Source organism: Streptomyces sp. NPDC006259, assembly GCF_042870975.1.
Lineage (GTDB): Bacteria > Actinomycetota > Actinomycetes > Streptomycetales > Streptomycetaceae > Streptomyces.
This window is the reverse complement of sequence record NZ_JBIAHY010000005.1, coordinates 761,777-787,244: the sequence shown is the minus strand read 5'-3', so window position 1 is coordinate 787,244 and position 25,468 is coordinate 761,777. Positions and strand designations below refer to the sequence as shown.

Genomic DNA, 25,468 nt, shown 5'->3' with positions numbered 1-25,468 from the left:
CCGGTTCCGTCGCGGAAGAGCAGGAGCTGAGCGATGGCAGGTATCTCTGAGGCTTCGCCGGGTGAGCCGCGGCTGAGGCGGGTACCGCCGGACTGGGTGGAGGCGGCGCGGATGGAGGCGGTGCGCCGCTACGACATCCTCGACACGCCGCCCGACGGGGCGTTCGACCGGGTCGCGGCGATGGCCGCCCGCCTGTTCGATGTCCCCGTGGCCAGCGTGACGATCGTCGATGCCGACCGGATCTGGTTCAAGGCCATTCACGGCCTGGAAGGGGTCGCGGAGATTGGGCGGGACCCGGGGCTGTGCGGGTCGGCGATCCTGCGCGATGACGCGCTGGTGATCCCCGACACCCTTACCGATCCGACCGCCTGCACCAATCCGCTGGTCACCGGTCCTCTGGGGGTGCGGTTCTACGCGGCGGCGCCGATCATCACCGCCGACGGCCACCGGCTGGGCACGGTCAACATCCTGGACACCAAACCGCGTCTGATCACCGAGGCCGACACCGAAACCCTGGCCGACCTGGCCGCGGTCGTTCTGGACGCCATGGAGCTGCGCCTTTCGGGCCTGCGGCTGCTACGCGAGGAACAGGAACGCCGCAAGGCGCAGGAGGAGGCGCGGACGCGGGCCGAGCAGGACACGGAGGCGATCACCGCCTTCGCCACCACCCTCCAGCGCACCCTGCTCCCTCCCGTGCTGCCGCCGGTTCCGGGCCTGGAACTGGCCTGCCACTACCAGACCGACTCGCCCCGGGACGTCGGCGGTGACTTCTACGACGTCTTCTCCCTGGGCGGACAGCGGTGGGCGTTCTTCCTCGGGGACGTGTGCGGCAAGGGCGCCGAAGCCGCCGCAGTGACCTCGCTGACCCGCTACACCCTGCGCGCAGCCGCCCAGCACCACGACGACCCCACCGAAGTCCTCGACGCCCTCAATAGCGCCCTGCTGCTGGATCCGTCGATGGGCAGCCGGTTCTGCACCTGTGTCTTCGGCACCCTGCAGCCCGCCGCAGACGGCGGTTTCAGCGTGACCGTGGCCACGGGAGGTCATCCCCCCGTCTTCCACCTACAGCACGGGGACGACGGCGCGATGGTGGTGAACGGAGTGCGCCCCAAGGGCGGCATGCTCGTGGGCGCACTGGAAGCCGCCCGGTTCGCCTCCCACACCTTCCACCTCGCCCCGGGCCAGGGCCTGCTGCTCTACACCGACGGGCTCACCGAGGGCCGCCTGCCAGACGGGACCATGCTGGGTGAGCAAGGCGTGGCAGCCTTCCTCACCACCCGCACCACCCCGGACGCCGGCCGCCTGATCGAGGACACCATCGCCCTCATCACCGACCTGCCCACCGGTCCCGGTGACGACGTCGCCCTGCTCGCGCTGTCCGTACCCCTGGCACCGGCCACTGAGCAGACGGCCGCCATATCGACAGCCCGCACCCTGGCCACGCCCGTCGCCGGCGCCACCGGCGCAGACCAGGAGCGCTGACCCGTGACCGACAACCTCACCCTCACCACCACCCACACCGACGGACACCTGGCGGCCCTCCGCGTCCGCGGAGCCATCGACACACAGACCGCTCCCGCCCTGCGCAAAGAAGCACTGGACGTCATCGCCCAAGGACACCCGCACCTGATCCTGGACCTGACCGGAATCACCTTCTGCGACTCCTCCGGCTTCAACGCCCTGATCGGCATCATGCGCTGCGCGACGGCCGCAAACGGCTCCCTGACCCTGGCCGCAGTCCCCGACCGCCTGTCCCGAATGCTCGATCTCACCGGCCTGAGCACCCTCATGCCGTCCTACCCCAGCATCAAGGCCGCGATGAACACCCGCCTCCCTGCCACGCCCGAGCCCGCCTGACCCGGCCAACCCAGCCGCCCGATCCAACTTCAGTGACAAACCGTCCAAGTTCAAAGAGGACACCACCTTCTGGCGGCCGGCCTCTGTCCACCGGGGCAGGGCCCGCACCGTAGGGCGATCGGCCGGGCGCAGCAGGCACCCGTCCAGCGAACAGAGGGAGCCGTCATGGAGACGACGTCGCTGAAGCCCCAGCTCCCCCCGGAGCGGATGGAGCGGGCCACCGACTACGTGGAGCTGGTCTGGCAGGGCCAGGCCAGCGAGAAAAGCAAGGCCGCGCTCGCGGAGTTCCACCGCCGACGGCCCCGAGTTGGCGCGGCTGATCGGTGAGTTCGGCTAGGCCTCAACGATTTCGTCGCCCCAGGCGGAGGTCTGCCGCACCGGGGTGCGACCGGAGGCGGCGCCGTGACGGATCCTGATAACCCGCAGTTCCTCGGGACCGTCAAGTGGGAGATCACCTGACTGAACGCTCCTCGGGCGGAGGGCAGCGCGCTGCTGGTCATCCTCAGCCATGCCTGACGCCACTGGGAGCGGGAAAGGTCGGAGCAGACGCGGCAGGTCCGTCCGGAAAGGTCACTGCCCGGCTATCTGATCTCTGTGTACGCGTGGGCGCGTGCGAGTGCGTCGTCGGGGTTGGGGCGTTCTTCCGGGGTGTTCATGCGACTCCTCCTGTGGTCGGGCCCGGTGTGGGCTGGGGCCGGGGCTGCTGGGTGTGCGGCGGCGAAGCCGTCGCCCGGGCGCGCTGTGGCCGGGGGCGTGGGTGACTGCGCGCTCCCGCTTGCCGTCCTGGAGCCTGGCGGCCAGCCGGGCGGCGGCTTCGAAGGTCCGGCGGGTCTGCTCCACCGTGTCGACGCTGCGTTCATCAGCGGACGCAACAAGAGCGGGGACTATGGGGATATCTGGGTTCTTCCTGCAACGCTGCTTCCGCGGAGCGCAGGTCCGCCTTCAGGATGGTGTCGATCACCGGCACCCCGCCTCTCAACGAACCCACGACATCGCAGGCCAACAAACACTCGGCCCCCCGAGCGTTACGAGTGGCTGAGTTGAGTCGCTTCTTGTCAAGTTTGCTGCTGCGAGGTATATAGGAGTTGTCGTCATGCGCATCCCGCCTTCGGGAGAGGAGTGACCGATGCTCATGCGAACCGATCCCTTCCGCGAGCTGGACCGCCTCACCCAGCAAGTGCTGGGCGCCGCGGCGAGGCCGGCAGCCATGCCCATGGACGCGTTCCGCGAGGGCGAGACCTTCGTCGTCGAGCTGGATCTGCCCGGCGTGGACCCCGACTCGATCGACCTGGACGTCGAGCGCAACGTGCTGACGGTCAAGGCCGAGCGCCGTCCCAGCGCCGGTGAGGACAGCGAGGTCCTGATCTCTGAGCGGCCCGCCGGGTCCTTCAGCCGTCAGCTGTTCCTCGGCGAGACCTTGGACACGGACCGCATCGACGCGGCCTACGAGGCCGGTGTGCTGCGGCTGCGGATTCCGGTCGCCGAGCAGGCCAAGCCCCGCAAGATCGCCATCAGCGGCGGCGGCTCACGCAAGCAGATCAGCGGCTGAGCCCGGAACCAGGCGGGTGGGAGCCGCGTCCCCCGCGGCTCCCACCCTCCGGTCGGCCCCCTCTGCTACGGCAGCCGTCCGCTCGGGAGGACATCATGCGTGTGCACTGGGACGCGTTCCTGGCCGCGGTCCAGGAACGCGGTGAGTACCCCACGCCGGATGAGGCGGAACGCGCCTCCCGCGTCGTCCTCGCTCTGCTCGGCGCGCATCTGGTGGGCGATGTACGCAGCGAGCTGGCCGCCCGGCTCCCCGAGACGCTGGCGCTGGTCCTGCTCAACCCCCTCCAAGCACATGAACCGCTCCCGCCCGAGCGGTTCATCCGGGCGACATCTGCCTGGATCGAAGGGGCCACCGAGAAGACCGCGACCTGGGACGTCAGCGCCGTGCTCAGCGTTGTGGCCGACACCGCGGGCGAGGACCTGACGAACCGGATCCTGCTGCAGCTCCCCGTGGGCTACGACCTGCTCTTCGGTCGCCCGCAGCAAACCTGACCGCGTGGCACCTCCAGGCGACGATCAGCGCAGCGTGCGGCGGCCGGAGCGCCGAACGTGCAGGCCCAGGTACTGACCGCCCGCCGTTCCGCCCCGGCCCCGGAACTGCCGGTTGCCCTCGACATGCCGGGCAAGGTCGCCAACTTCCTCCGCTCCGGCGAGTTGGACGACGTCGATGGGCCGCGCTCTACCAGGGCGTGACCGTACGGCTCGGCCAGGGGCTACACCCTGCGCGTCAGCGCCGTCCCCGCCGTACACCGTCAGCTCCTCGCCCGCTGCCAGCCGCTCGACGGCGGCCAGGTTCTCCCCGCAGTCCCGGCCCAGCGCAAGGCCCGCCGAGAGTACGAGAACCGGGTCAGCACACTCACGCCCTGACCCCGTTCGTTGGACGGGTCTGCGGAGCAAGCGACAAGCCTCCGAGGCCGGTTGGGTCTCGGAGACTTGGTCGTTCTGGAGAGTTTGGCGGACTCAGATCGGTGGGAGCAGCTGCGGATGCAGTAGGTGCTGCGGTGGCAGGCGCGGAACGAAAAGCGTTCGGCGACTTCGGCGGATGTGACCCCTTGCCGGCGTCCGGGGACGTCGTGGCGGGCAGGGTCTGGTGCTTGACGCCTTCCAGATCCAGGACATCACCACCGAGGGTTCCTACCTGGAGGACCTCGGCCGTCCCGAGGCGGCCCGCGCCAAGCAGGAGGCCGACATCGCCGAGGCCGTCGCCCGCCGAGCAGGCGCGGCTGAAGGCCGAGGAGGAGATCGCGATCGCGCAGCGGACGTTCGCGCTGAAACAGGCTGAGATCAAGCACCACACCCAGGCCCTGCTCTGCCTCGCCAGACGCCGGGCCGACGTCCTCTTCGCGATGCTCCGCGACGGAACCTTCTACGAGCCCCAACCAGCTGCGGCCAGGTGAGGAGTCCAGACCGCTAGGTCAGTCCTCCGGCCGAAGCCGCTGACGAGCGGCCTCAAGCCGCTGGTCATAGTCAGGCGCGAACAGCTCAGGAAGCGCCTTGTCCAGCGTTCCGGCGATCCGATGGATCGGCGCCCAGACCGCCGGATCGCCGACAACGCGGCTGAGGTCCGTCATCTGGAGCCTCTCCAGCCAGTGCGACAGCACCAGTGCCTCGTCACTCGTGAGCTTGATCGTGACCTGGCTATCACTCATGCACACCCCTCCGGCTCAGCCCGCCCTCGACCGCACGAACCTACTGGCCTTGGACCTTGACCAAACACATAGGGCCCCCCGCCGCGCGCGATGCCGCCGACGCACGCGAGCAGTACAGCCGGCACCCGATCCCCCGAGGCGCTCCCCGCGTCCCGCCCGCTTCCCTCCCACCCCTCTTCTTCCAGACGGCGGCGGTCGTGGGGTGCTCTGAGAGGGATGTCAGCACCCCCACCACCACGCTTCTACCGGTGAGGAAGGTCCGGTCTGAATGCGCAGGCCTTCGGGCCTGGGACGCTGTGGAGGCTCGGGCAGCAGTTGGCGCGATCCGGCGGATGTCCGCGCCGGGGAACCGCAACGCACGGTCGTGTTGCAGTCGGTGTTTCAGGAGCCGGTGTCAATTCCTCGTTTGCGAGAGGCGTTGGTTATGCTGCCCGGCTTTCCTGATCGGTAGCGGTTGCCGTGACCGTCAACGGTGGCTGCGGGAGCCGGTCGGTGCCGATGCGGGCCCCCCTGGTTGACGCCAGGGTGGCATCTCGTCGTGCTTCGGTTCTCCGCTGGGCAGGGACAGCAGCAGGCCGAGGGGGTACAGGCGGCTGAGGCGGATGACGGCTGCGGCGACACCGGAGAGCACAAAAATAGCGATCAGGTGCCAGGCGATGCCGAGTGCGATGCAGGCGAACGCAAGGCCCACGACGCCGGCCAACAGGAGGACCAGACCGCAGGTGGTGATCAGCAGCTTCCGGAGGCGTTTCTTGCGGCCGCGTGTTTGTTCCCAGGTGGCGTCGGTGCGGGTCAGGATGTCGATGAGCGCTTTGGCATAGACCACGTTGAGGAATTGGTCGAAGAGGACTTCCGGCACGATTGCGACGGCGAGGAGCAGGGCCTTCCATCCGCCGCGTTTGGCTGCCCAGACGCGTTCGAAGGCCGCGATGCCGGTGATCGCGACCCAGAACCACGGCAGGCCGGGGAATTTCTTGGTGGCGGTGTAGTACAGCAGGACGGTGAGGAAGAAGGGGACGAAGGCCACGCTCAGATAGGTGAGCGCCTGTCGGCACATGTAGGGCAGCGTGACGCGGGTGAGGCCGTAGGCCCTGAGGTTGTCCAGGGCGCCGCGCTGCCACCGCAGCCGCTGGTAGTAGAGCCGGGACCAGGTGGGCATGAGCTCGGTGCCCACGATGCAGGCGCACGGGGAGGCGCAGCGGTATCCGAGGTGTTTGAGCGCGAGGGTCAGTTCGTTGTCCTCGGTCAGCGACTGCACGTCGTAGACGGCGTCCCCCCTGGGCAGGATGTGCTCGCTGCGGGCTCGGTGGACGTGACTCAGGGCTTTGACCGGGTAGAGGGAGGCTGTGCCGGTCAGGACATCGGCGCGACCGCGGCGGCGGTGGAGTTCACGTGCGTAGCGCACGTACTCGTTGTTCTGAAGGTGGCAGACCAGTCGGCGCAGGGGGTAGCCGAAGAAGATGGCGCCCACGCCGCCGATGGGTGGGAGGCCGGGTTCCTGCTCGTGCAGGCGGCGGGCCGCCCTGGCGATGAACTCGGGGGACAACGAGGTGTCGGAGTCCATGATCATGACGGCGTCGTCGTCGGACAGCCGTGGCAGCAGTTCGCTCAGGACCTGGTTGAGCGCACCTGCCTTGGCCTGCGTGTTCCCGACCGATTCGACGACCTTCGCGCCGTGGGCTGTGCTGATCTGAGCGGTGCGGTCGGTGCATCGGTCGGCGACGACGATGACCTCGTCCGCGGGCCTGGTCTGGGCCGCGAGCGACTCGAGGGTTTCGGCGATGAGCGCTTCTTCGTTGTGCGCGGGCACTAGCACAACGATCCGTCCAGTACCGGCGCGGCGGAGGTCGGATATGTGTCCGGTCAGGGTCAGCCCCTTGGACGTCAGGTCTCTGCGCTGACGTACAAAAGCAGGCCCCCAGGCCTCTTTACGCGTCTGCCCCCGCGTCGGCCGGGCCACCAATGACACCTCAAGCTTCCGGCAGCACCCATCAACAGAACGAGCTTCCGCGTCGCTCGATCGGTGGAGAGGGCGGCGGGCGGGCTCCCGGCGTCGATGTGGGGGCTGTCCTCGTCCTGGCGCGGTGCCACCTGCCGTTCCAGGGCACCGCCATGCCCTACAGCCGATTCTCCCCGGCCAGGGCCGTCCGGCAAGTGGATCACTGCGGCCAAGCCTCGTCCCTGTACGGTCAGAAGCCCTTGACGAAGTCGAGGACGTACCACTTGTTGGTGGTGGCGTTGTAGATCGCGGTGAGGAAGTCTCGCTTGCCGGCGGTTGTGGTGAGGGTGACGGTGGGGATGGTGGTGCCCCGGACGAAGATCGAATTGAGGGTGAGGGTGCGGCTTCCGGTGGCGTCCTGGATGAGTTCCCAGGTGACGCGTTGGCCGTTGGTGGGGTTGGTGGGTGCGCCCAGGGTTCTGTTGCCCTGGAGGGTGACGCGGAAGAGGTCGCCGAGGGCTGCGTTGGTGGCGATGGTGGGCGCGTCGGTGAGGGTGACGGGGGCGGGGTTGACCTTGGCATCGACGTAGTCCTTGCGCGCCAGATGCTCGGCCGAGGTCGGCGCGGTGCCTGAGGAGACGGTGCCCTCGTAGTAGGCGGAGTCCGCCCCGTAGACGAACCCGGTGGCGACCGTGCCGCCGGCGGTGTCGTTGATGATGTTGGTGTTGCCCGCCAGCGACAGGGGTTCCACGTTGCTGAAGTCGCCGAGTGTGGCCGAGCAGCCGGGGTCGACTTTGACCGAGTTGACCGCCGTGCCGGTGGGGGTGTTCTCGGCGAATCCGAGGATGCTGACCCCTCGCGCGCCGCCGGTGACCCAGATGCTGACGTTGGGGCTGTTGTAGGTGAAGGAGTTGAACAGGCCCACACCGATCGCCGCGTTGATCTTCCAGCTGTAGCCGTTGTACCCGGTGCTGCGGTTGACCGCGGATTCGGCTCCGCACCCGCTGAAGCTGATGCCCTGGCTCCCGACGCCGGTCACCTCGTAGCCGATGCCGCAGTGGTCCGCGGCACAGCCGACGAAGGAACAATAGGCCATCGTGTCGAGACGGAAGCCGGCGTTCGTGATGATGTCGGCGTAGCAGGAGACGAACGAGCAACTCGTCCCCGCCGCACCCCCGGAAACACCGTGAATGTCCCAGCCGTGATTGCCGTTGTTGGCCGACGTCACTCCGGTGAACGTGGATACGATCGGGTTGGACAGCTCGATGCCGGTGTTGCCGAAGAACTTCACCGTCATCCGCGAGAACGTCAGCGAGACGGTCGCGGGGTTCGCCGACCGCGTCAGCAGGATCCCCTTACCGCTGCCGCTGCCCGGTCCCTGGACGGTGAGGTCCTGGAGGGTCAGCCTCGTGATGTCCGAGCCGGTGAGGCCGTGGGCCGTGGTGCTGCTCTGCGCGATCACCGACGAGCCGTCACTGACGCCTTGGAGGATCAGGTTGGAGCGGGTCACCAGCGCGGAGGAGATTTTGTAGGTGCCCGCGGGGAAAACGACTGTTCCGCCGGAGGAGGGCACCGCATTGATCGCGGACTGGATTGCGGTGGTGTCATCGGTGACGCCGTTGGCGGTCGCACCGTAGTCCAGGACGTTGAACCAGTAACTGGTGGCCATGATGGTCTCCGTCGCTTGCTCGTCGACGCGGGGTGCTGAGTTCGGACCAGCGCAACGTCGTGTTCGGCGGCCGGCCCGAGGAGAGGTGATCAGACGATCTCAACTGAGTTTCAAGGAGGATGGCCCCGGCACAGCAGCCCGTTCTCCGGGAACGGACTCGTGACCGGCTGCTCAGGGGCAGGCGAGGGCACGATGGCCGACACTCGCCTTCCGATTACGCTACAGATGCGACTGATTACGCCATGTCAGCATAGTGACTCGGGAACGACCCGTAAAGTCCTCGCACGGGCGCACATGCGTCCTTCGGCGTGGTGACCGACGATGCCGGTGCCGTGTCCGGCATTGCCCAGTGGCCAAGTCGCCGGTACGCCTGACGCAGGCCGACCCGGACCTCGTGCGGGCCGCTGCGCATCCGCACGCGGGTGCTCACACGAGCCTTCCAATGGTCGCGGAAGCGGTGACGGAAAATCCGGCTGCCGAACGGTGGGCGCGGCAGCCGTAGACGTGAGACAAGCAGGCTGATCGAAGATGCGGTTCGGATGCGTTCGCAATGCGGTCACTGTGACCGTCCGCCGAACGTTTCCTTCCGGGCCCGCCAGGCCTCGTGTCGCACCGTCGCGAGCAGTAGACGGCGAATCCGGCAATAGGCTTGTAATGCCTAATTGTCGCGCAGGCATAAGCCGGTCTGGGCAGCCGCAGTAGTACTGGACTGCGTGCCACAGCTTCGCGATCGGGGTGACCGTATTCTCCGGACGGGTGAGCAGCCCGCAGAGCATCCCGGAACCCTCCGGCCTGGACTGGCGACGGCCGCGCTCAGGTCGTCGAGGGGCAGCTCCTGGTGGTCGTCAGCGACTGGCTGTAGCTCGAGTGGCGTGTTTCGCGGGCAGGCAGGCCTGGCCCGGAGGGCCTGGATGGTCTGGTTCGCCTCGTCCACGGCAAGGTAGCGGTCAGCAGCCATGCGACCCGCTCGGTGAAGCGCGGCTCCGGCACGGGGATCTCGACGCCGGGGTGGCGGGTGTAGTGCCGCGTGACGGTGTCGGCGACGTAGTTGGTCAGAGCGTCGATGCGGTGGCGCCTTCGCGGACGGGTGCCGGGACCGGCGTAGAGCCGGTTGAGGGTGTGCAGGACGGTGGGGAGGCTGGCGTCGAAGCTGATCGTCTGCGGGGGGCAGGTGCCGACGACGGTGAGGGTGTCGGTGTCGGTGTCGGTGGCTGTTGTGACCCGGTGTGCCTGCTGTCGGTTGAAGTCGGCGGCGTGCTGTTCGCCGCTGGACTGGTGGTAGAGGGAGAGGGAGTAGCAGGCGGGGGCGTGGTTGTCGCCGGCGGCGTACTCGATGGCGGCGTACTCGATGGCGGCGTGGTCGGGCAGGAGGTCGGCGACGGCGGTGCGGATTGCGCCGCGGCTGACGCCGTGGTCACGGGCGAGGGCGGCGATAGAGCGGCCTTCCAGGTACGCGGTGCGGACGTCGGCGGTCTTCGCGGCCGCCACGGCGGGGCGGCGTCCGCCCTTGCTGCCCTTGGCCTCGGCGGCGCGCAGTCCGTCGTAGGTCAGCTCGCGCTGGAGGTCGCCGGCGGCGGCGAGGGTCTGCACCATGAACTCTACGGTGGACAGCAGGTCGCCGGTGCGCGGGTGGCGGGCGGTGAGGTCCATCGCGGAGAACGCGCCGTCGTGGATGCGCAGCAGCGCCACCTGGTCGCGGTGGAGGACGTCGAGCACGTCGAGGATGTGCCCGGTGCCGCGTACGAGGCGGAACATCTCGGAGATGTGGACGGTGTCGCCGGGCCGGGCGTAGTTCAGCAGTTCGCGGAACTTCGGGCGCTGGAGGGGGCGCAGTGGGTTCTGCGACCGCTGTTAGCCTGCCGTCCGTGATCAGGGGCGGCTTGGCAGGTCGAATAGGCCGGATGGCGGGGGACAGCGGGCCGGAGCGCGTGCTGGTCGCTGCCAGTTTCGTCAACCGGGTCGGCAATGGTCTGTTCAACGCGGCGGCGGCGCTCTATTTCACCTTGGTCGTGGGGCTGCCCGCGGTGCAGGTCGGTGCCGCGCTCACCATCGCCGGAGTGATCGGCCTGTGCGCGGGGATACCAGGCGGGCATCTCGCCGACCGGCGCGGCGCGCGCACCATCATGATGCTGGCCCTCGCAGTCCAGGCGGTGTCGATGGCGGCGCTCGTCCTCATCGAAAGTTGGGCCGCGCTTACGATCATCGCGACGGTCGACCAGATCGCCGCGGCGGCTGGTGGGGCGGCCTGGGGCGCTCTGGTGGTGCGGGTCGGGGGCGATCGCCCGGCTCTGTTCCGGGCCAAGCTGCGCACCTTCGTCAACCTGGGCGTCGTGCTGGGAACGGTGGGTGCCGGGCTGGCGTTGGCCGCGGACACCCGCGGTGCCTACATCGCGCTGATCCTCGGCAATGCGGCGAGCTTCGCCCTGTGCGCGGTGCTTCTGCTCCTGCTGCCCCGCTATCCGGTGATGGCGGCACCGCCGCAGCAGCGTCGCTGGCTCGCTTTCGCGGACCGTCCGTTCCTGACTTTCGCCGCCCTCTACGGGGCCATGGGACTGCAGTACCCGGTGGTCTCCCTGCTCCTGCCGATCTGGATCTCCGAGCACACTGAGGCGCCGCGCTGGACGGTGGCCGCGCTGTTCGCCGTCAATTCCGCCTTCTGCGTGCTGATGCAGACCAGGATCGGCTCCCGTATCGAGACCCCGCACGACGGCGGCAGGGCGTTTCGCACCGCCGGGCTGCTCTTCCTCGTCAGCTGCCCGCTGATGGCGCTGGCGGCGTACGCCCCTGTCTGGGCGGCGGCGGGACTGGTCCTGGCGGCGATTTTCGTCCATAGCCTGGGAGAGGTCTGGGAGTCTTCGGCGGGCTTCGCCCTGGGCTTCGGCCTCGCCCCCGACCATGCCCAGGGTCAGTACCAAGGTGTCCTCGGCCTCGGCTTCAGCGCTGGCCAGGCTCTCGCCCCCGCGATCCTCACCACGGTGGTGCTCGGACTCGGCACGACCGGCTGGCTACTGCTGGCGTTGTTCTTCGCGGCACTGGGCGCTGTCGGCCCATCTCTTGCTCGCTGGGGCATGCGGACCCGGCCGCAGCCAAGCGTTGCCGCGGAAGTGACGGGATGACCAGCGAGTTATAAGACCGTGTCAGCGTCGAGCGGTGGCTGGGCGCTGGTCGCCCTGCTGCTGCTGGTGGTCGGCGTGGTAGGGACCACCGCCTGAGCCGATGCTGACAGTGGCCATGGACAGCTCTGCTTTGCCCGCTGGGTGGGCCGCGGAGCCGAAGTGGGACGGCTACCGCGCCCAGCTCGCCGTGGACGCGGGCGGGCGGGTGCTGCTGCGCTCACGGCGCGGCACGGACATGACCGCCTCGTTCCCCGAGATGCGGGCGGCGGCCCTGGCGCAGTTGCCGGAGGAGACCGGGCTGGATGGCGAGCTGGTGGTGTGGGAGTGGGACCGGCTGGCGTTCGAGCGGCTGCAGCAGCGGCTCGCCCGGCGCGGGGCGACTGCCGCTCAGGCGGCGCGGGAGTGGCCGGCCCACTTCGTGGCCTTCGACCTGGTCCACCGAGGCGACGACCTGACTGGCTGGCCGTACGCCCGGCGCCGTGCGGCGTTGGGAGTCCGGTTTGCGGAGCGCGGCGTGACGACGCCATGGGTGCTGTGCCCGTCGACGACCGACCCGGCCCTGGCGCGGGAGTGGCTGTCGTGGACGTCGGCCGGGGTGGAGGGACTGTGTTTCAAGCGGCTGGAGGAGTCCTATCGAGGGGGTGTGCGGTCGTGGCGGAAGTACAAAAACAGGATGAATTGCATCAGACGCAACATTCGACAGCCGGGCGGTTGAGGCATTGAAGCTGGGGCTGTGCGAACGACGTTCATCTGTGACTACCTCGCCGATGCTGACCTGTGCCAGGAGACTAACGACGGTCTCCAGACGGTGGAGAACTGGAACAGCACCAGCTATGAACCGTTCTACGGCACGGACGGCGTTCTGACCGGTTCGGACAGGGAGAGTCAAGAGGTCTCCAGGCTCGACGTGCCCCTGTTCCAGTCCGCGTCGTTGCACGTCATCACGCTGCTGCTTCAGGGCATCCTGACCGAGGAGAAGTGGCAGGCCCGCCTCACCGACGCGGACCGTCGGGCGCTATCCCCGCTGTTCTGGACCACGTGAACCCATACGGCAGGTTCGAGCTGGACATGGCATCCCAACTCGACATCGCGCTGCCGACTGTGCCCGACCCCCGCACCGCGGCGAACGCAGATATCGGGCGAGCGTTGTATGACAGTTCGGAGGCGTGAACTACCGGGACAGGCGCAGGTTCCGACTACTGATCCTTGGTCCGTCGCACGACAGCGCGGAGGTTGGCCAAGCCTCGGCTTCGGTCTACGTCTGCTCGGTGGACTGCTGGGCAGCCTCGCGTTCGCCAGCACTGACCAGCCCTGTCTCGTAGGCGACAATGACGGCTTGGACACGGTCACGGAGGCCGAGCTTGGCGAGGATGCGGGCGACGTGCGTCTTGACGGTCGCCTCGGCCAGGTGGAGGCGGCTGGCGAGTTCGGCGTTGCTCAGTCCTCGGGCCAGCAGGCCCAGGACCTCCAGTTCGCGCGGGGTGAGTGAGGCGAGGTCGCGGTGGAGGGCGGCGGTGTCGCTGCCGTGCTGGGCGAACCGCTGCACGAGGCGGCGGGTGATGGCGGGCGCGAGGAGAGCGTCGCCGGTGCGGACCGTGCGGACGGCCGCGGTCAGCTGCTCGGGGGAGACGTCCTTGAGTAGGAAGCCGCTGGCCCCGGCGGACAGTGCCGCGTAGACGTATCGGTCGAGGTCGAAGGTGGTCAGGATGATGACGCGGGGGGTGTCGGGGGCGCCGGTGAGGATGCGGCGGGTGGCCTCCAGACCGTCCATTTCGGGCATCCGGACGTCCATCAGGACCACGTCGGGACGTGTGCGGCGGACCGCGTCGACTGCTTCGGTTCCGTTGGTCGCCTCGGCGACGACGTCGATGCCGTCGGCGCGGAGGATCAACCGGAATCCGGTGCGGACCAGGGTCTGGTCGTCGGCGACGAGCACACGCAGCGGCTCGGTCACGATGTCTCCAAGGGGATCAGGGCCTCCACACGGTAGCCGCCGGTCAGCCGTCGGCCGGTGTTCAGGGTTCCGTCGTGGACGGCGAGGCGCTCGCGCAGGCCGATCAGGCCCCGGCCGTTTCCGGTGGGCGCGCCCGCGCCCGGGTGTCCGCCGGTGTCGGTGACTTCCACCCGGAGTCGTTCCGGGCCGTATTCGACGGTCACGGCGGCGGTGGCGCCGGACGCGTGCTTCACGGTGTTGGTCAGGGCTTCCTGGACCACGCGGTAGGCAGCGAGTTCGAGGCCGGACGGAAGGGGACGGGGCGGGCCGGCCACGGTCAGGTCGACGGGCAGCCCGGTGTCCCGGACCCGTCCGACCAGCGTTTCCAGCTGGTCCAGGCCGGGTTGCGGGGCCAGCTCCGCCGCCGTGTCGGCCAGGTCCGCGTCTGTGTCCGTCCCCTCGCCGTCGTCGGCCATGGTGAGCAGTCCCATGACGTGGCGCAGCTCCGTCATGGCCGCCCGCCCGCCCGCCTCGACGGCAAGCAGCGCCTCGCCGGCCTCCTCCGGGGAGGTCTTCATGATCTTGCGGGCGGCGCCCGCCTGGATGATCATCACGCTGACGTTGTGCGTGACGACGTCGTGCAGTTCGCGGGCGATCCTGGCCCGCTCGTGCTCGACGGCCCGGCGCAGCGCCTCGGCCTGTTCGCGTTCCAGGGCGGAGAGCCGGGTGCGCCCCTCGTCGGTCCGGAGTTTCCAGGTACGCAGGCCGACGGCGGCCACGGCCATCGGGACCAGGATCAGCAGGGCGATGTATTCGTTGGGGACGATCGGTGTCACCGAGTTCCCCGAGGTACCGACCAGGACGACCGACACCGGCAGCGCCGCCAGGGTCGCCACCCGGTACGGGCTGTACACGGCGGCGCTGTAGACGGCGATGACGTACGCGTAGAAGGTCAGCCGCATGACGCTGTGCGGTGTCGCCAGCGTCGCGGCCGTCACGATGCACAGTACGGCGAGCGGGTAGCGGCGGCGCAGCGCCAGGCCACTGGAGGCGATGGCAGCGAGGGTCACCATGAAGGCCAGGCCGCCGGGGCCGGACGGGCGCCGAATGGCATACTCCACGCCGGGTGCTATCTCACGGACCACGACGTTGTTGGCGTTGTCGATGCCGTAGTAGACGGTTGAGATGCCGAGCACCAGTGCCACCAGCACGTCGAACTGCCAGGCGCGCCGCGTGGGTTGCAGCTGTGGACCGCTCGAAAGCCTGGCGTCGCGGACCGTCCGGCGGGCCGCTTCCCGCAACCGCTCCAGCGTCGTACGTACGTCCGTCACCGGATCATTCTCGCCGCCCCGCGCACCCGTGGCGTCCGTCCCTGTGGTCATTCTCACCGCCCCGGATACATCACCCGCCTACATCGCAGGGATGACCTTTCCGGGGCTCAGCCCAGCGCGGTACGGCAATGGGTTCGGGCGGCCGAGGCGTGCTGACCGGGCCCGCTCTAGCGTTCACGCAGCCAACTGCCCTTACGCGAGGAGCCTTTCATGACCATGCCGGTGATCGAACTGCGCGAGGTGAGCCGCCGTTACGACGACGGCCCGCCCGCCTTGCACGAGGTGTCGCTGACCGTGCGGCCCGGCGAGGCCGTCGCGATCCTCGGCCCTTCAGGCAGCGGCAAGTCCACGCTGCTCAATCTGATCGCGGGCCTGGACCGGCCCGACACGGGGACGGTCACTGTGGAGGGGGTACGGGTGGACCGGCTGGGCGAAGCCGGATCGGCGTGCTACCGGCGGTCGAAGATCGGCATGGTCTTCCAGTTCTTCAACCTGCTCGACGATCTGACCGTCACCGACAACATCCTCCTGCCCGCACGCCTCGCGGGCATGGCACGTGGCGAGGCGGACCGCCGGACGGCGGAACTCCTGGAACTGCTGGGCATCGACCGGCACGCCCGCGCCTACCCGGGGCGGCTGTCCGGCGGCGAGCGGCAGCGCGTCGCGGTGGCCCGGGCGTTGATGAACCGGCCGGCGCTGCTCCTGGCCGACGAGCCGACCGGGGCCCTGGACACGGCTGCGGGACAGGACGTCAGCGAGCTGCTCACCGGCCTCAATGCCGAGGGCCAGACCATCGTCGTGGTCACCCACGACCTGGCTTTGGCCCGGTCCTGCACGAACCGTACGGTCCGCATCGCCGACGGCCGGATCACCGAAGACGTCCGGTCGCAGACCGTCGCCCCGGAGGCCGTCCGATGAGCGCTCTCGGCAGGGTGGTGCGCTCCGGGGTGGGACGACGCCGGGTGCAGACACTGGTGATCGGGCTCGCCACGATGATGGCGGTGGCCGCCTCCGTCCTCGGCGGATCGCTGCTCGTGGTTTCCGGCGCGCCCTTCGACGACGCCTTCGCCAAGCAGCACGGCGCGCATCTGTCCGTGCAGTTCGACGCGGGCAAGGTGAGTGCCGGGCAGCTGTCGAAGTCCAAGGACGCCGACGGGGTGAGCGCCGCGGCCGGGCCGTTCCGTACGGCGACGGTCACCCCGCGGTCGGACGGCTGGGACAACCCCGGGTGGCCGATGACTGTGGCCGGCCGGGGCGATGCCGGCCGGGACGTGGACGAGGCGGCGCTGCTCGATGGGCGGTGGCCCACGCGCTCCGGCGAGATCGTGCTGTCCGCCGACTCCGCGCTCTTCCCGACCATGGGCATGAAGATCACCTTCCCTGATCTGTCCGGCGATCCGACACTGACGGTGGTCGGTGTGGCCCGCTCGGTCACGCAGACCGCTGACGCCTGGGTGGTTCCGTCCCAGATGGCGGCGCTCACCGTGCCCGGCAGCGGTGGCTACCAGATGCTCTACCGCTTCACCGACGCGGGCACCGCCGCGCAGATCACCGCGGGCGGCAAGGCCGTGACGCAATCCCTGCCGCCAGGTGCGGCCGTCGGCGAACAGTCATGGCTCACCGTCAAGAAGACCGCCGAGCAGGACACCGCCCTCTACGTCCCGTTCCTCATCGCGTTCGGCGCCCTCGGCCTGGTCATGTCGGTGCTCATCGTCGGCAACGTCGTCGCGTCGGCCGTCGGCACGGGAACGCGTCGCATCGGCATCCTCAAGGCCGTCGGCTTCACCCCGGCCCAGGTCGTGCGCGCCTACGTGAGCCAGGCGCTGATCCCGGCCGCCGCCGGCACGACCCTCGGTGTCCTCGCCGGCCACCTGCTCGCCGTCCCCGTACTGGCCGAGACCGAGGAGGCCTACGGCACCTCGTCCCTGACCATCGCCCCCTGGGTCGACCTGGCGGTGATCGCCGGTGTGCTCGGCCTGGTGGCGGTGACCGCGTGGGCCAGTGCCTGGCGGGCCGGCCGGCTGCGCACGGTCGACGCGCTCGCCGTCGGGCGTACCGCTTCGGCGGGGCGCGGCCGGTGGGCGGCCCGCCTGGCCGGACGGCTGCCGTTGCCGCAGCCGGTCGCCCTGGGCCTGGCCCGGCCCTTCGCGCGGCCCGCCCGCGCGCTGGCCATGGGCACGGCGATCCTGTTCGGCACCATCGCCGTCACGTTCACCGTGGGGATGGGAGCCTCGCTCGGCCAGGTGATGCAGGCCAGGGCCCACGACGCCGCCGATGTCGTCGTGCCCGCGCCCTTGCCGGACTTCGGCCCCCAAGGTCCTGCCCCCGAGAAGCAGCCCGAGGTCGATCCCGCCGCAGTCGCCGCGGCCATCGAGGCTGCCGCCGGATCCGGGAAGTACTACAGCGCCTCGACGGTACGGGCGACCGTGTCCGGCCTGACCGGAACCCTCAACGTGAACGCCTTCACCGGCGACGCCTCCTGGGGCGGCTACACGATGGTCTCGGGCCGCTGGATCGACAAACCCGGCGAGGCCGTGGTCCCGACCCCCTTCCTGGCCGCCACCGGCACCCGCATCGGCGACACCGTCACCCTGAACGGCCTGGCCGAGCCGGTCACGGTCCGGATCGTCGGTGAGGTCCTCGACCCCCGCAACGACGGCATGCAGGTCTTCACCGACGCCTCGACCCTCACGGCCGCCCATCCCGACCTGGCGGAGACGAGCCATCACATCGCGGTCACCTCAGGCACCGACATCTCCGACTACATCGACGCGCTGAACAAGGACCTGGCACCGCTGGGGGTCACCGCTCGGGCCGGTGGGTTCGACGCCGGCAGCGACATGGTCGTCACGCTCAACGCGCTGTCCGCGATCCTCACGCTGATGCTCGTCGCCGTGGCCGCGCTCGGCGTGCTCAACGGCGTGCTGCTCGACACCCGCGAGCGCGTCCGGGAGATCGGTGTCCACAAGGCGCTCGGCATGACCCCCCGGCAGACCGTCGCGATGGTCCTCACTTCGGTCGCCGTGACCGGACTGGTCGCGGGCACTCTGGGTGTGCCGCTCGGCGTGGCCCTGCACGGCTGGGTCATCCCCGCGATGGGCGACAGCACGGGGCTCCGCTTCCCCGGTTCCGTCATCGCCGTCTACCACGGGGCCGAGTTGCTCCTGCTTGCACTCGGCGGCCTACTCATCGCCACCCTGGGTGCGCTCCTGCCCGCCGGCTGGGCCGCCAGGGCCCGAACCGCGACGGCCCTGCGCACCGAATAGGAGGTCAGGTCCAGAGCTCGTGCCTGCGACCCCCACCTCAGGGAGCGGTGGCGGCCTGTTGGTTGGTTTACTCCAACTGGCGCGGGCCAACGGGAGTTCCGGACCTCCTGCAGCATGGACACACCGTTCCGGAACAAAGATCAACCGTCCACCGAACGCAGTCCAAACAGAGGCCGAGTCTTGAGCGCCAGCCATCCGTACGACAGGGGGATTGGCGCGACAGGTGCACCGAGGACCGTCCGGCTTCAGATGTGCGGGCTGAACCGAAGCAGAGACGTGGCAGCCGCGCGATCGTCCTTGAGTCCCGCCCCCGAGAAACCGAGACCGCCAGGGTTCCGGTCGACGCGTCGGGTCAAGCGATCCCGCTCTGCCGCTTCGGCTGCGGTCAGCCCACAAGCCTTCAAGGACCCGAAGGGCTGCCCGAACACTTCTCGTGCCGCAGGAAGCATGAGGCGTGATCCATCGGCCACCGCTGACCGCCCTCGCTACGTCACCTGATGCCAGAGCCCCCTGCCCGGTTCGGGTGGGGGGATGTCGTGTTTCCGCCTGACACGTCAGTCTCTCGACGCCACAGGACGACGCCTGCCCGGTCCTCGGTGCGGGCCGCCCGCGCGCTGTCACAAGCTGAGGTAGAAGCGCACGGTCGTGCCGTCGTCGCCGGTGTGCACGCGCACCAGGTCGGCCACGTAGTGGACCAGCATCAGGCCCCGGCCGCCCAACCGGCCGCGCTCCGGCGGGCGGCGGCCGGCCAGCGGATCGGCCAGCCGGCTCGCATCGCGGACCTCACACACCGGCTGCCCCTGCGCGGCCGCCGGGCAGCCGCACCGGCACGACATGCCGGTCCCGCCGAACGCACCACCGCCCGCCCGCGTTCGGCGCACCACAGCAGGTCTGGGAGGATGGCCGGCAGCCGTCCGTGCCGGGTCCGGGAACCTGCGGGCGGCGAGAGGCGGGCGGGTACGGGCAGCGGCCCGGCGGGCGGGAGAGTGGAGCGGTGCGGCACATGCCGGAGTACCCGGAGTACGTCGCCGCGGTCGTGTTCGCCGCGGGCGGCGTCGTCAACGCCCTGCTGGCACCGCACCGGTTCTCCACCGCGGTCCTGTTCTGCCTCGCGGTGGCCTCTGCCGGGCTCGGCGTGGCCTGTCGCAGTGCGGCAGCCCACCCGGCCATCGCCACCGTCCTCGCCGTTGCCGCCCTGCTCCTGGCGCTTGCGCTGGGCCTGCTGCTGCTGGCCGACGGTGTCCTCCTGGTCCGGCGCTACGGACCGCAGGCAGCCCTGCTGGCGACCGGGGCCGCCGGCTGCGCGGTGCTGGCGGTGCTCGCCCTCGACGCGGTCTCCCATGCCATCGGCGGCGAGGCGTTCCGTGCCGTCGTGGTCGCGGTGAACGCGGCCGCTGGATACCTCACGCTGCTCTTCCTCGTCTTCGCCGGCTACGTGTTCGTCCGGGGCCGTAGCAGCCCCCTACCGGAAACCACCCATGTCGTCGTCCTGGGTGCCGGGCTCAACGGCGACCAGCCCGGCCCGCTGCTGACCCGCAGGCTGGAGCGCGCCCTCGCGATCGACGCCGCCCGCACACCGGGCACGCCTCGTGTGGTGTTCGTCGTCTCGGGCGGCCAAGGCGACGACGAGGTCCGCTCCGAGGCGGACGCGATGGCCGACTATCTGCGCGTACGCGGAGTTCTAGCCGATCAGATCGTGCGGGAAGACCGTTCCGTCAACACCGGGCAGAACCTCCGCTTCAGCGCGGCCCTCGTGGACGGCGCCACTCCCGGCCACCGTGCCACGGTGGTCACCAGCGGCTTCCACGTCTACCGCACGACCCTGCTGGCCCGCCGCGTCGGCGTGCCCGTGCACGTCGTGGGCGCGCCGACCTCCCCCGCCTATTGGCTGGCCGCGACACTGCGCGAATTCGCCGCCATCCTGTGGCTGGACCGCCTCCCCCTGGTCGGACTCAGCCTGCTGCTGGCAGTCCCGGTGGCGACGGCCGTCGTCGAGCACTGAAGCACCCGCGCCCCGGTCAGTCGCCGGCCCCGCGGTTCGCCGCCGTCGAGGCCGTTCCCGCAGTCTTGCTCGCGTCAGGACGCCTCGGCGGGCGCGGCCATCGTCGACCGCCTCGCCTTCGGCGGCAACATCACGTTCCTCCCCACATGACAACGAAGGTCACCCGGTTCTCACATCCTCGTTTGATCTCCTGACCGTTGCTCTCCTGCTCACCGAAGGTCGCCCGCCTCATCGACGACCACCTCGAAGGCGGATCCCGGCACGGCAACGAAGCCACCAGGTACCTGCTGCCGGGCCGAGCCCCCGGGCGCCCCCGCAAACCTGCGCCGCTGCCCGACAAACTCAAGCGCTGCGGCCTGCCCGCCCGCGCAGCCCGGAACACGGCCATGATGCAAGCGCTCGCCGACCTGCCACCCGTCGTGCTCTCCGACTTGCTCGGCATCCAGCCGAGAACAGCGGAACGCTTCGCAGCGATGGCCGGCGAGAACTGTCCGACTACCTGGCCGCGACTCGCCCGCGCCCGCACCAAACGATAGGACGGGACGTGGCTGAAAGGAGTTGAAGGAGCGGCCCCGAGTCGAGGTCGTCCAGGAACATGAAGCATGCATCCGGATGTGCCCGGTGGTTGCCTCAGTCGTCCGCGGCGACGATGAGCGTGATCCGCCCAGCCGAGCGGTCGACGAGCACGAACTCGTGGAAGTAGTCGTGCACGCGCCCCCAGTCATGAATCGCCTCATCACCGAGCTCGCTGAGGTGGTAGATGCCATCGGCTGCGGCCAGGCGGGCGAACACCTCCTGCTGCAGATCTGCCTCCAGCTCGGTGGGCACGTCCCAGAGCGGATCCACCCACTCCCGTAGGATCTGCACGGCCTTCTCCTGGCCGATGGACTCGTACAGGTCGGGAGTGATCAACCGCAGCCAATACGGACCGTGCCGGGGCCCGTCCGGCAGCACTCCACCACCTGCATAGTCGTCCCGAAACTGCTCATGCTCGATCAGTGCGGCAAGCAGCCCTCTATCGGCCACTGACTCCGCAGAGAAGCGGAACTGCTTGATGTCAACCCACCGAAACCCGTGCTCCTTCGGATCCGGGCCGTAGCGTCGAAAGTTGATGAAGACGCTTTCCTCGTGAGCGAGCCCGTTGTCCATGGCGCCAGCCTAGAAGGCACGCAAGGGGACCCTGCCGACACACCGGACAGACCCTGAGGGGTTGTCCCGTAAATGATCTCTGAGTGGCATCGGGCAGGGTGGGCTGCTGTGCAGCGGGGGGTCTATCCGGCGAGGGCGAGGTTGTGTATCCGTGCGATGCCGAGCATGGCGTGGTGGACGCCGTCGCCTTTGAGGCGGCAGTCGCGAAAGATCTTCCAGGTTTTCATGCGGGTGAAGACGTGCTCGACGCGGGCGCGGACCTGTTTGTGGGACTTGTTGTGGGCCTGCTTCCAGTCGGGCAGTTCCTCGTCCTTGCGGCGTCGATGGGGCATCACGAGTCCGGTGCCCGGATAGCCGCCGTCGGCGATGGTCATGGTCGTGCCGACGGCGGCCTTCGCGCCGGACTCCTCCCATGCCTTGCAGTCGTTGCGGTTGCCGGGCAGAGGTCGGCCGACCACCACGACGAGGCGGGTGTCGGCGTCGATGACGACCTGGTGGTTGGTGGAGTACCGGTAGTTCTTCCACTGCTCGGCGACGGCGCGGTCGCGGGTGGGTACCAGGGTGCCGTCCACGATGAGCACGGTGTCCCTCGCGAACCGCTTGCGTGGCTGGAGGGCGAGCATCGGCGCGAGATGGTCGATGATCGGTCCGCCGCCGACTTCGAGATCCCGAACAGCGGGGCGAGCTGCCGCATGGTCAGGTTCGTGCACCAGTAGGTCGCGACCAGCAGGGCCCGGTCCTCCAACGGCAGGCTCCACGGCCGGCCCCTGCGGACCGCTTCCAACCTTGACGCCGCAGAACCGTCACCAGCTTCCCGAACTGCCGCAGGCTCAGCCGGGTGAAGGGGGCTATCCAGGACGGTTCGGACGCCGTGATCACTCAAGATCATCACATCGCGGCCCCGGTGCAACTTCAAGCCGGTCACTACACTCTGAGCTTCCCCGTCAGCCGCCGTCCGGCGCGACGCTCAGGTCTTGTCGGGCGTGGCGTCCGACCGCAAGGAGGAATGCTCGTCGCGGTCCTCCGGGATGAAGGCGTCGCGGCGGGCGAGGGTTACCGACAGGGGCAGGCCCAGCCGCTCGGCCGCATCTCGACGGGCACGCACCTGTGCTCGGGTCCGGGGACGGAACGAGGGGAGCCGCGAGCACCCACAGCCCGGGCGGTGATCGTAGGTCAACCCCTCTGTGAGTACGGTGGCAACGACGGACCATGCCTTCGTGTCGCGTCGCCGGGGCGCGGCGAAGTCGTAGCCGGCGAAGACCAGCTGCTCACGACAGCCAGGACAGATGCGCTTCCGGATCGGCCACGTGCTGCCCTTGGGCTACGACCTGACCGGCCTCTTCCCCGCCGGCCCCGCCGGTTTCCACGACGGCGCACTGGTGCCGATCGACGTCGGCTTGGAACTCGTCCGGGCCATGCTCCGCGACCACGGCGCCTGGTGCCGTCTGGAGGTGGAGGGAGCTTTCACGGTGCACGTCGGCTGGGACCAGCACCTCTACATCGGCAGCAGCCGGCCCTGCGAAGAAGCGCTGACACGCACCCGAGCGCTCGGCCTGTTCCCAGAACGCCTGGACACGTCGCCGTACGACTTCACCCCCGACGACCCCGCGTACGTGCAGCGTCCGGCCGACGCCGACTTCTGGGCCCGCCTGGACTGGACCGTCAGCGCCCACCGTGCCGTGTTCCTGGAGGAGGCCTTCGGCGCCAACGCATCCCGGTGGCACCGCCTGACCCGCGACACCATCGAGACCGTCCGCTCCCGGCTGGCCCCACGCTCCCAGCTGGCGGTCTGGCCGGACCTGCTCACCGACATCGACACGGCCGTGGCCGCCCTACCCGACAAAGGCCTGGTGGAGGTCATCTGGGAGGACCAGGACGGACACATCACGAGCACGGTCGTGGACGAGACCCAGTTCGAGGCAGCGACCTCCCGGCTCGCCAGCGCGCGTGCCGGCGGCGTCGTATCCATGTATGCCGGTGAAGATCTCCCCCTGTTCACCGCTGTGCTGCCGTACAGCGACGGTGTCCTGCGAGCACGCTGGCAGACCGAGCCGACGCCCAGCGACCGGGACTGGGCCTTCCTGAAGACCCTGCGACGCGGCCAGGTCGTCACCGGCAGGGTGACGACCATTGCAAGCTTCGGCGTCACCTTCGTGGACATCGGCGGCTTCACCGCGATGATCAACATTCCGGAGCTGTCCTGGCGGCACATCAACCACCCGTCCGACGTTGTCAGCGTCGGCCAGGAGATCACCGCCGAAGTCCTCGACGTCGACATGGTGCGGGAGCGTGTGCCGCTATCGCTGAAGGCACTGCAGCCGGATCCGATGCTGGATCTCGCGCGGCAGGTCGGTCAGATCGTCACCGGCCCCGTCACGAAACTCGTACCGTTCGGCGCCTTCGTCCGTATCGAGGACTCCGAGGACGGCTTCGAGGGACTGGTTCACAACACCGAACTGGCCGACGAGCACGTGGAAAGGCCCGAAGACGTCGTTCAGGTCGGCGAAGCACTCACCGTCAAGATCCTCGAAGTCGACCCCGCCCGGCGCCGGATCGCACTGTCATACAAGCAGGCACTCGCCGTCGCCCCGGAGAGGCACCGTCACGCCTGACGAGGAAGGCGACTTGATACAGCCCCACAGGGGGCGTGCAGAGGACTGCAGACATTGGCGCAGACGACTACAGAATATGACAGACCCTGGCGGTGGACCGGCAGGACGTTCGTTGTTGGTCAGTCCCGGCGGGCGCCCTGGACGATCCAGCCGATGACGACTGCAGCCCGCGCCTGGTCTTCCTTCAGCCACCTGCCGAGGTGGTCCTGCACGACGTAGGGAGGTCCCCAGATCGCGTAGTGGCCCCGTGGAACGGTGGAAGGTGCCCGGCGTGTCTCCTTGTCCCGGTCGCGCTCGTCGTCTGAGATGTCAGGGACGGCGGCAAGCTCGGCGAGCTCCGGCGTGATCGCGGTGCCGCACTTGGAACAGAGGAACACGGTCATCGCCTCGTTTTAGTGCTCAGGGCTGCTGCTTCGCATCTTCGTTTCGCTGTTCGGAGTCGATGCGCGCGACGACGCCACGGAGATCGGGCATGCCTAGGTGGACGGTGGTGTGCCGGGCCGCGAGGTCGCGCATGGCGGCGAGCTTCTGCTCGGCGGCGGCGAGGCTGGCCTCGATCGCGGCGACCTCGCCGAGCCATCCCTGTTCCTTGGCTTCCTGGAGCCGGTCGATCAGGTTCGCGTGGATTTCCTCCAGGCGGGGCATCTGTTCGGCATCGGGCCGCAGGACAGGGCAGCGGATGCAGGCTTCTCTGAACCAGTAACTACGCTCTGTTGAGGCAGTCGGCAAACCTGTGGCACATGAGTACCGTCCCGGGCCAGGATGCGGCTATGCGTGATGTCCAGAGCGATCCCGAGTTGCAGGATCTGGTTCGGCGGTTCGTCACGCCTGATCGGCGATACCTTCGGTTGGGCGGGAGCGTTTTCCGGCTGAGCCCGGTCGAGCGCTCCGCGTTTGTGCGGGACCTGGCTCAGGCTGCGTACGAAATCACTCCGGCGGAGCTCGGCGTACTCTTCGAGGGTGGATGGCGCGAGCGCAAGACTGCCGCTTGGCTGGTTGCTGTGGCCCACAGGTCCGAGTTCCGCGAGCTCATAGGCCGGCTCCTGCTGGCCAGCGAGGGGCCGTATGCGGGCGCGGCATACTGCGTCGCCCTTGCGAGGTTCGGTACTGCAGCGGATGCCGAACTGCTCAGCGCATACCTTGATCACTACTTGTCGCGTCCCGACCTCGACTACGACCAGGCAGTCGTCCTTGGGACGCTTCTGTACCTCGATGAGATTCTCGGCTCCGAGTACACGACACAGTTCCTTGCCCCGGCCGGTCCCTGGGACCGATGGCTCGAAGTCCGGGCCGTGGCGGCTCTCGACCCGCATGACTGTCGGCAGGCCGTGCAGCAACTGTGCGCTTTCGTCGACGAGACCGCTGAGGTCTTCGCCTCGCTGACCTGCGGGAGCTGA

Annotated in this window: 24 protein-coding genes and 3 pseudogenes; 15 read left to right on the top strand and 12 right to left on the bottom strand. The window is 69.1% G+C overall.

What is annotated here, in order from left to right; all coding sequences use genetic code 11:
• The first annotated feature begins 33 nt into the window (after nucleotides 1–33).
• The 7 genes and pseudogenes from ACFYO5_RS24340 to ACFYO5_RS24310 form a co-directional block, all read left to right on the top strand.
• Entirely contained in the window at nucleotides 34–1,482 is a 1,449-nt protein-coding gene (locus ACFYO5_RS24340) for a PP2C family protein-serine/threonine phosphatase (protein ID WP_388712171.1), read from the top strand.
• Nucleotides 1,483–1,485: 3 nt separating this feature from the next.
• Entirely contained in the window at nucleotides 1,486–1,857 is a 372-nt protein-coding gene (locus ACFYO5_RS24335; protein ID WP_388712168.1) for an STAS domain-containing protein, read from the top strand.
• 165 nt (nucleotides 1,858–2,022) lie between these two features.
• Entirely contained in the window at nucleotides 2,023–2,184 is a 162-nt protein-coding gene (locus tag ACFYO5_RS24330; protein ID WP_388712165.1) for a hypothetical protein, read from the top strand.
• Nucleotides 2,185–2,983: 799 nt separating this feature from the next.
• Nucleotides 2,984–3,406, top strand: coding sequence for an Hsp20/alpha crystallin family protein (locus ACFYO5_RS24325; protein ID WP_388712162.1), 423 nt, complete (start codon nucleotides 2,984–2,986; stop codon nucleotides 3,404–3,406).
• A gap of 95 nt (nucleotides 3,407–3,501) precedes the next feature.
• Complete coding sequence (locus ACFYO5_RS24320) at nucleotides 3,502–3,897, top strand: DUF2267 domain-containing protein (RefSeq protein WP_388712160.1); 396 nt, start codon at nucleotides 3,502–3,504, stop codon at nucleotides 3,895–3,897.
• Between the two features lie 57 nt (nucleotides 3,898–3,954).
• Nucleotides 3,955–4,098, top strand: coding sequence for a hypothetical protein (locus ACFYO5_RS24315; RefSeq protein WP_388712158.1), 144 nt, complete (start codon nucleotides 3,955–3,957; stop codon nucleotides 4,096–4,098).
• 385 nt (nucleotides 4,099–4,483) lie between these two features.
• Nucleotides 4,484–4,704 (top strand): annotated as a pseudogene (locus ACFYO5_RS24310) (flotillin family protein); the annotation flags it as partial.
• A 116-nt stretch (nucleotides 4,705–4,820) separates the two neighbouring features.
• On the opposite strand, the gene ACFYO5_RS24305 reads toward ACFYO5_RS24310, so the two are convergent.
• The 4 genes from ACFYO5_RS24305 to ACFYO5_RS24290 all read right to left on the bottom strand — a co-directional run bounded on the left by ACFYO5_RS24305 (nucleotide 4,821) and on the right by ACFYO5_RS24290 (nucleotide 10,426).
• Nucleotides 4,821–5,054: a hypothetical protein gene (locus ACFYO5_RS24305; RefSeq protein ID WP_388712155.1), complete on the bottom strand. Its 234-nt coding sequence runs from the start codon at nucleotides 5,052–5,054 to the stop codon at nucleotides 4,821–4,823.
• 466 nt (nucleotides 5,055–5,520) lie between these two features.
• Nucleotides 5,521–6,864, bottom strand: coding sequence for a glycosyltransferase family 2 protein (locus ACFYO5_RS24300; protein WP_388712152.1), 1,344 nt, complete (start codon nucleotides 6,862–6,864; stop codon nucleotides 5,521–5,523).
• Between the two features lie 379 nt (nucleotides 6,865–7,243).
• Entirely contained in the window at nucleotides 7,244–8,662 is a 1,419-nt protein-coding gene (locus ACFYO5_RS24295) for a glycosyl hydrolase family 28-related protein (RefSeq protein ID WP_388712149.1), read from the bottom strand.
• Nucleotides 8,663–9,475: 813 nt separating this feature from the next.
• The gene (locus tag ACFYO5_RS24290; protein WP_388712323.1) at nucleotides 9,476–10,426 is read right to left on the bottom strand and encodes a hypothetical protein; all 951 of its coding nucleotides are present in this window, start codon (nucleotides 10,424–10,426) and stop codon (nucleotides 9,476–9,478) included.
• Between the two features lie 137 nt (nucleotides 10,427–10,563).
• On the opposite strand from ACFYO5_RS24290, the gene ACFYO5_RS24285 reads away from it, so the two are divergent.
• From ACFYO5_RS24285 to ACFYO5_RS24275, 3 genes are all read left to right on the top strand, one after another.
• Nucleotides 10,564–11,778, top strand: a complete 1,215-nt coding sequence (locus ACFYO5_RS24285; RefSeq protein WP_388712147.1) for an MFS transporter — start codon at nucleotides 10,564–10,566, stop codon at nucleotides 11,776–11,778.
• Between the two features lie 115 nt (nucleotides 11,779–11,893).
• On the top strand, nucleotides 11,894–12,493 hold the full coding sequence (locus ACFYO5_RS24280) for a hypothetical protein (protein WP_388712144.1): 600 nt from the start codon (nucleotides 11,894–11,896) through the stop codon (nucleotides 12,491–12,493).
• Between the two features lie 18 nt (nucleotides 12,494–12,511).
• Complete coding sequence (locus ACFYO5_RS24275; RefSeq protein ID WP_388712141.1) at nucleotides 12,512–12,820, top strand: Tn3 family transposase; 309 nt, start codon at nucleotides 12,512–12,514, stop codon at nucleotides 12,818–12,820.
• Nucleotides 12,821–13,033: 213 nt separating this feature from the next.
• Here the strand turns inward: ACFYO5_RS24275 and ACFYO5_RS24270 are convergent, their stop codons facing one another.
• Together ACFYO5_RS24270 and ACFYO5_RS24265 are read right to left on the bottom strand one after the other, a co-directional pair.
• On the bottom strand, nucleotides 13,034–13,732 hold the full coding sequence (locus ACFYO5_RS24270) for a response regulator transcription factor (protein WP_356569752.1): 699 nt from the start codon (nucleotides 13,730–13,732) through the stop codon (nucleotides 13,034–13,036).
• Entirely contained in the window at nucleotides 13,729–15,093 is a 1,365-nt protein-coding gene (locus ACFYO5_RS24265) for a sensor histidine kinase (protein ID WP_388712137.1), read from the bottom strand. Before ACFYO5_RS24265 ends, ACFYO5_RS24270 begins: the two co-directional genes overlap by 4 nt.
• A 159-nt stretch (nucleotides 15,094–15,252) precedes the next feature.
• On the opposite strand from ACFYO5_RS24265, the gene ACFYO5_RS24260 reads away from it, so the two are divergent.
• Together ACFYO5_RS24260 and ACFYO5_RS24255 are read left to right on the top strand one after the other, a co-directional pair.
• Nucleotides 15,253–15,960 carry an ABC transporter ATP-binding protein gene (locus tag ACFYO5_RS24260; protein WP_388712134.1) on the top strand — a complete coding sequence of 236 codons (708 nt, stop codon included), beginning with the start codon at nucleotides 15,253–15,255 and terminating at the stop codon, nucleotides 15,958–15,960.
• Nucleotides 15,957–18,308, top strand: coding sequence for an ABC transporter permease (locus tag ACFYO5_RS24255; RefSeq protein ID WP_388712131.1), 2,352 nt, complete (start codon nucleotides 15,957–15,959; stop codon nucleotides 18,306–18,308). The genes ACFYO5_RS24260 and ACFYO5_RS24255 overlap by 4 nt, the downstream gene beginning before the upstream one ends.
• Before the next feature lie 617 nt (nucleotides 18,309–18,925).
• Here the strand turns inward: ACFYO5_RS24255 and ACFYO5_RS24250 are convergent.
• Nucleotides 18,926–19,117 (bottom strand): annotated as a pseudogene (locus tag ACFYO5_RS24250) (ATP-binding protein); the annotation flags it as partial.
• Nucleotides 19,118–19,311: 194 nt separating this feature from the next.
• On the opposite strand from ACFYO5_RS24250, the gene ACFYO5_RS24245 reads away from it, so the two are divergent.
• A complete protein-coding gene (locus ACFYO5_RS24245) occupies nucleotides 19,312–20,310 on the top strand; it encodes a YdcF family protein (RefSeq protein ID WP_388712128.1) in 999 nt (332 codons plus the stop codon).
• 630 nt (nucleotides 20,311–20,940) lie between these two features.
• Here ACFYO5_RS24245 and ACFYO5_RS24240 read toward each other — a convergent pair.
• The 3 genes and pseudogenes from ACFYO5_RS24240 to ACFYO5_RS24230 form a co-directional block, all read right to left on the bottom strand.
• A complete protein-coding gene (locus ACFYO5_RS24240) occupies nucleotides 20,941–21,459 on the bottom strand; it encodes a hypothetical protein (RefSeq protein ID WP_388712125.1) in 519 nt (172 codons plus the stop codon).
• A gap of 122 nt (nucleotides 21,460–21,581) precedes the next feature.
• Nucleotides 21,582–22,338, bottom strand: a pseudogene (locus ACFYO5_RS24235) (transposase).
• A gap of 88 nt (nucleotides 22,339–22,426) precedes the next feature.
• Nucleotides 22,427–22,564: a hypothetical protein gene (locus ACFYO5_RS24230; RefSeq protein ID WP_388712122.1), complete on the bottom strand. Its 138-nt coding sequence runs from the start codon at nucleotides 22,562–22,564 to the stop codon at nucleotides 22,427–22,429.
• A 181-nt stretch (nucleotides 22,565–22,745) separates the two neighbouring features.
• Between ACFYO5_RS24230 and ACFYO5_RS24225 the strand changes: the two genes are divergently transcribed.
• On the top strand, nucleotides 22,746–24,071 hold the full coding sequence (locus ACFYO5_RS24225) for a S1 RNA-binding domain-containing protein (protein WP_388712119.1): 1,326 nt from the start codon (nucleotides 22,746–22,748) through the stop codon (nucleotides 24,069–24,071).
• A gap of 119 nt (nucleotides 24,072–24,190) precedes the next feature.
• On the opposite strand, the gene ACFYO5_RS24220 is transcribed toward ACFYO5_RS24225, so the two are convergent.
• Complete coding sequence (locus ACFYO5_RS24220) at nucleotides 24,191–24,454, bottom strand: hypothetical protein (protein WP_388712116.1); 264 nt, start codon at nucleotides 24,452–24,454, stop codon at nucleotides 24,191–24,193.
• A 16-nt stretch (nucleotides 24,455–24,470) separates the two neighbouring features.
• The gene (locus tag ACFYO5_RS24215) at nucleotides 24,471–24,716 is read right to left on the bottom strand and encodes a hypothetical protein (protein WP_388712113.1); all 246 of its coding nucleotides are present in this window, start codon (nucleotides 24,714–24,716) and stop codon (nucleotides 24,471–24,473) included.
• Nucleotides 24,717–24,841: 125 nt separating this feature from the next.
• On the opposite strand from ACFYO5_RS24215, the gene ACFYO5_RS24210 reads away from it, so the two are divergent.
• Nucleotides 24,842–25,468 (top strand): DUF6000 family protein, encoded by a 627-nt coding sequence (locus tag ACFYO5_RS24210; protein ID WP_388712110.1) that lies wholly within the window; start codon nucleotides 24,842–24,844, stop codon nucleotides 25,466–25,468.

Coding starts and splice junctions, on each gene's coding strand:
- ACFYO5_RS24340 (WP_388712171.1), top strand. CDS start 34: ATGGCAGGTATCTCTGAGGCTTCGCCGGGTGAGCCGCGGCTGAGGCGG.
- ACFYO5_RS24330 (WP_388712165.1), top strand. CDS start 2,023: ATGGAGACGACGTCGCTGAAGCCCCAGCTCCCCCCGGAGCGGATGGAG.
- ACFYO5_RS24325 (WP_388712162.1), top strand. CDS start 2,984: ATGCTCATGCGAACCGATCCCTTCCGCGAGCTGGACCGCCTCACCCAG.
- ACFYO5_RS24320 (WP_388712160.1), top strand. CDS start 3,502: ATGCGTGTGCACTGGGACGCGTTCCTGGCCGCGGTCCAGGAACGCGGT.
- ACFYO5_RS24305 (WP_388712155.1), bottom strand. CDS start 5,054: ATGAGTGATAGCCAGGTCACGATCAAGCTCACGAGTGACGAGGCACTG.
- ACFYO5_RS24295 (WP_388712149.1), bottom strand. CDS start 8,662: ATGGCCACCAGTTACTGGTTCAACGTCCTGGACTACGGTGCGACCGCC.
- ACFYO5_RS24285 (WP_388712147.1), top strand. CDS start 10,564: ATGGCGGGGGACAGCGGGCCGGAGCGCGTGCTGGTCGCTGCCAGTTTC.
- ACFYO5_RS24280 (WP_388712144.1), top strand. CDS start 11,894: ATGGACAGCTCTGCTTTGCCCGCTGGGTGGGCCGCGGAGCCGAAGTGG.
- ACFYO5_RS24265 (WP_388712137.1), bottom strand. CDS start 15,093: ATGACCACAGGGACGGACGCCACGGGTGCGCGGGGCGGCGAGAATGAT.
- ACFYO5_RS24260 (WP_388712134.1), top strand. CDS start 15,253: ATGACCATGCCGGTGATCGAACTGCGCGAGGTGAGCCGCCGTTACGAC.
- ACFYO5_RS24255 (WP_388712131.1), top strand. CDS start 15,957: ATGAGCGCTCTCGGCAGGGTGGTGCGCTCCGGGGTGGGACGACGCCGG.
- ACFYO5_RS24245 (WP_388712128.1), top strand. CDS start 19,312: ATGCCGGAGTACCCGGAGTACGTCGCCGCGGTCGTGTTCGCCGCGGGC.
- ACFYO5_RS24240 (WP_388712125.1), bottom strand. CDS start 21,459: ATGGACAACGGGCTCGCTCACGAGGAAAGCGTCTTCATCAACTTTCGA.
- ACFYO5_RS24225 (WP_388712119.1), top strand. CDS start 22,746: ATGCGCTTCCGGATCGGCCACGTGCTGCCCTTGGGCTACGACCTGACC.
- ACFYO5_RS24220 (WP_388712116.1), bottom strand. CDS start 24,454: ATGACCGTGTTCCTCTGTTCCAAGTGCGGCACCGCGATCACGCCGGAG.
- ACFYO5_RS24215 (WP_388712113.1), bottom strand. CDS start 24,716: ATGCCCCGCCTGGAGGAAATCCACGCGAACCTGATCGACCGGCTCCAG.
- ACFYO5_RS24210 (WP_388712110.1), top strand. CDS start 24,842: ATGCGTGATGTCCAGAGCGATCCCGAGTTGCAGGATCTGGTTCGGCGG.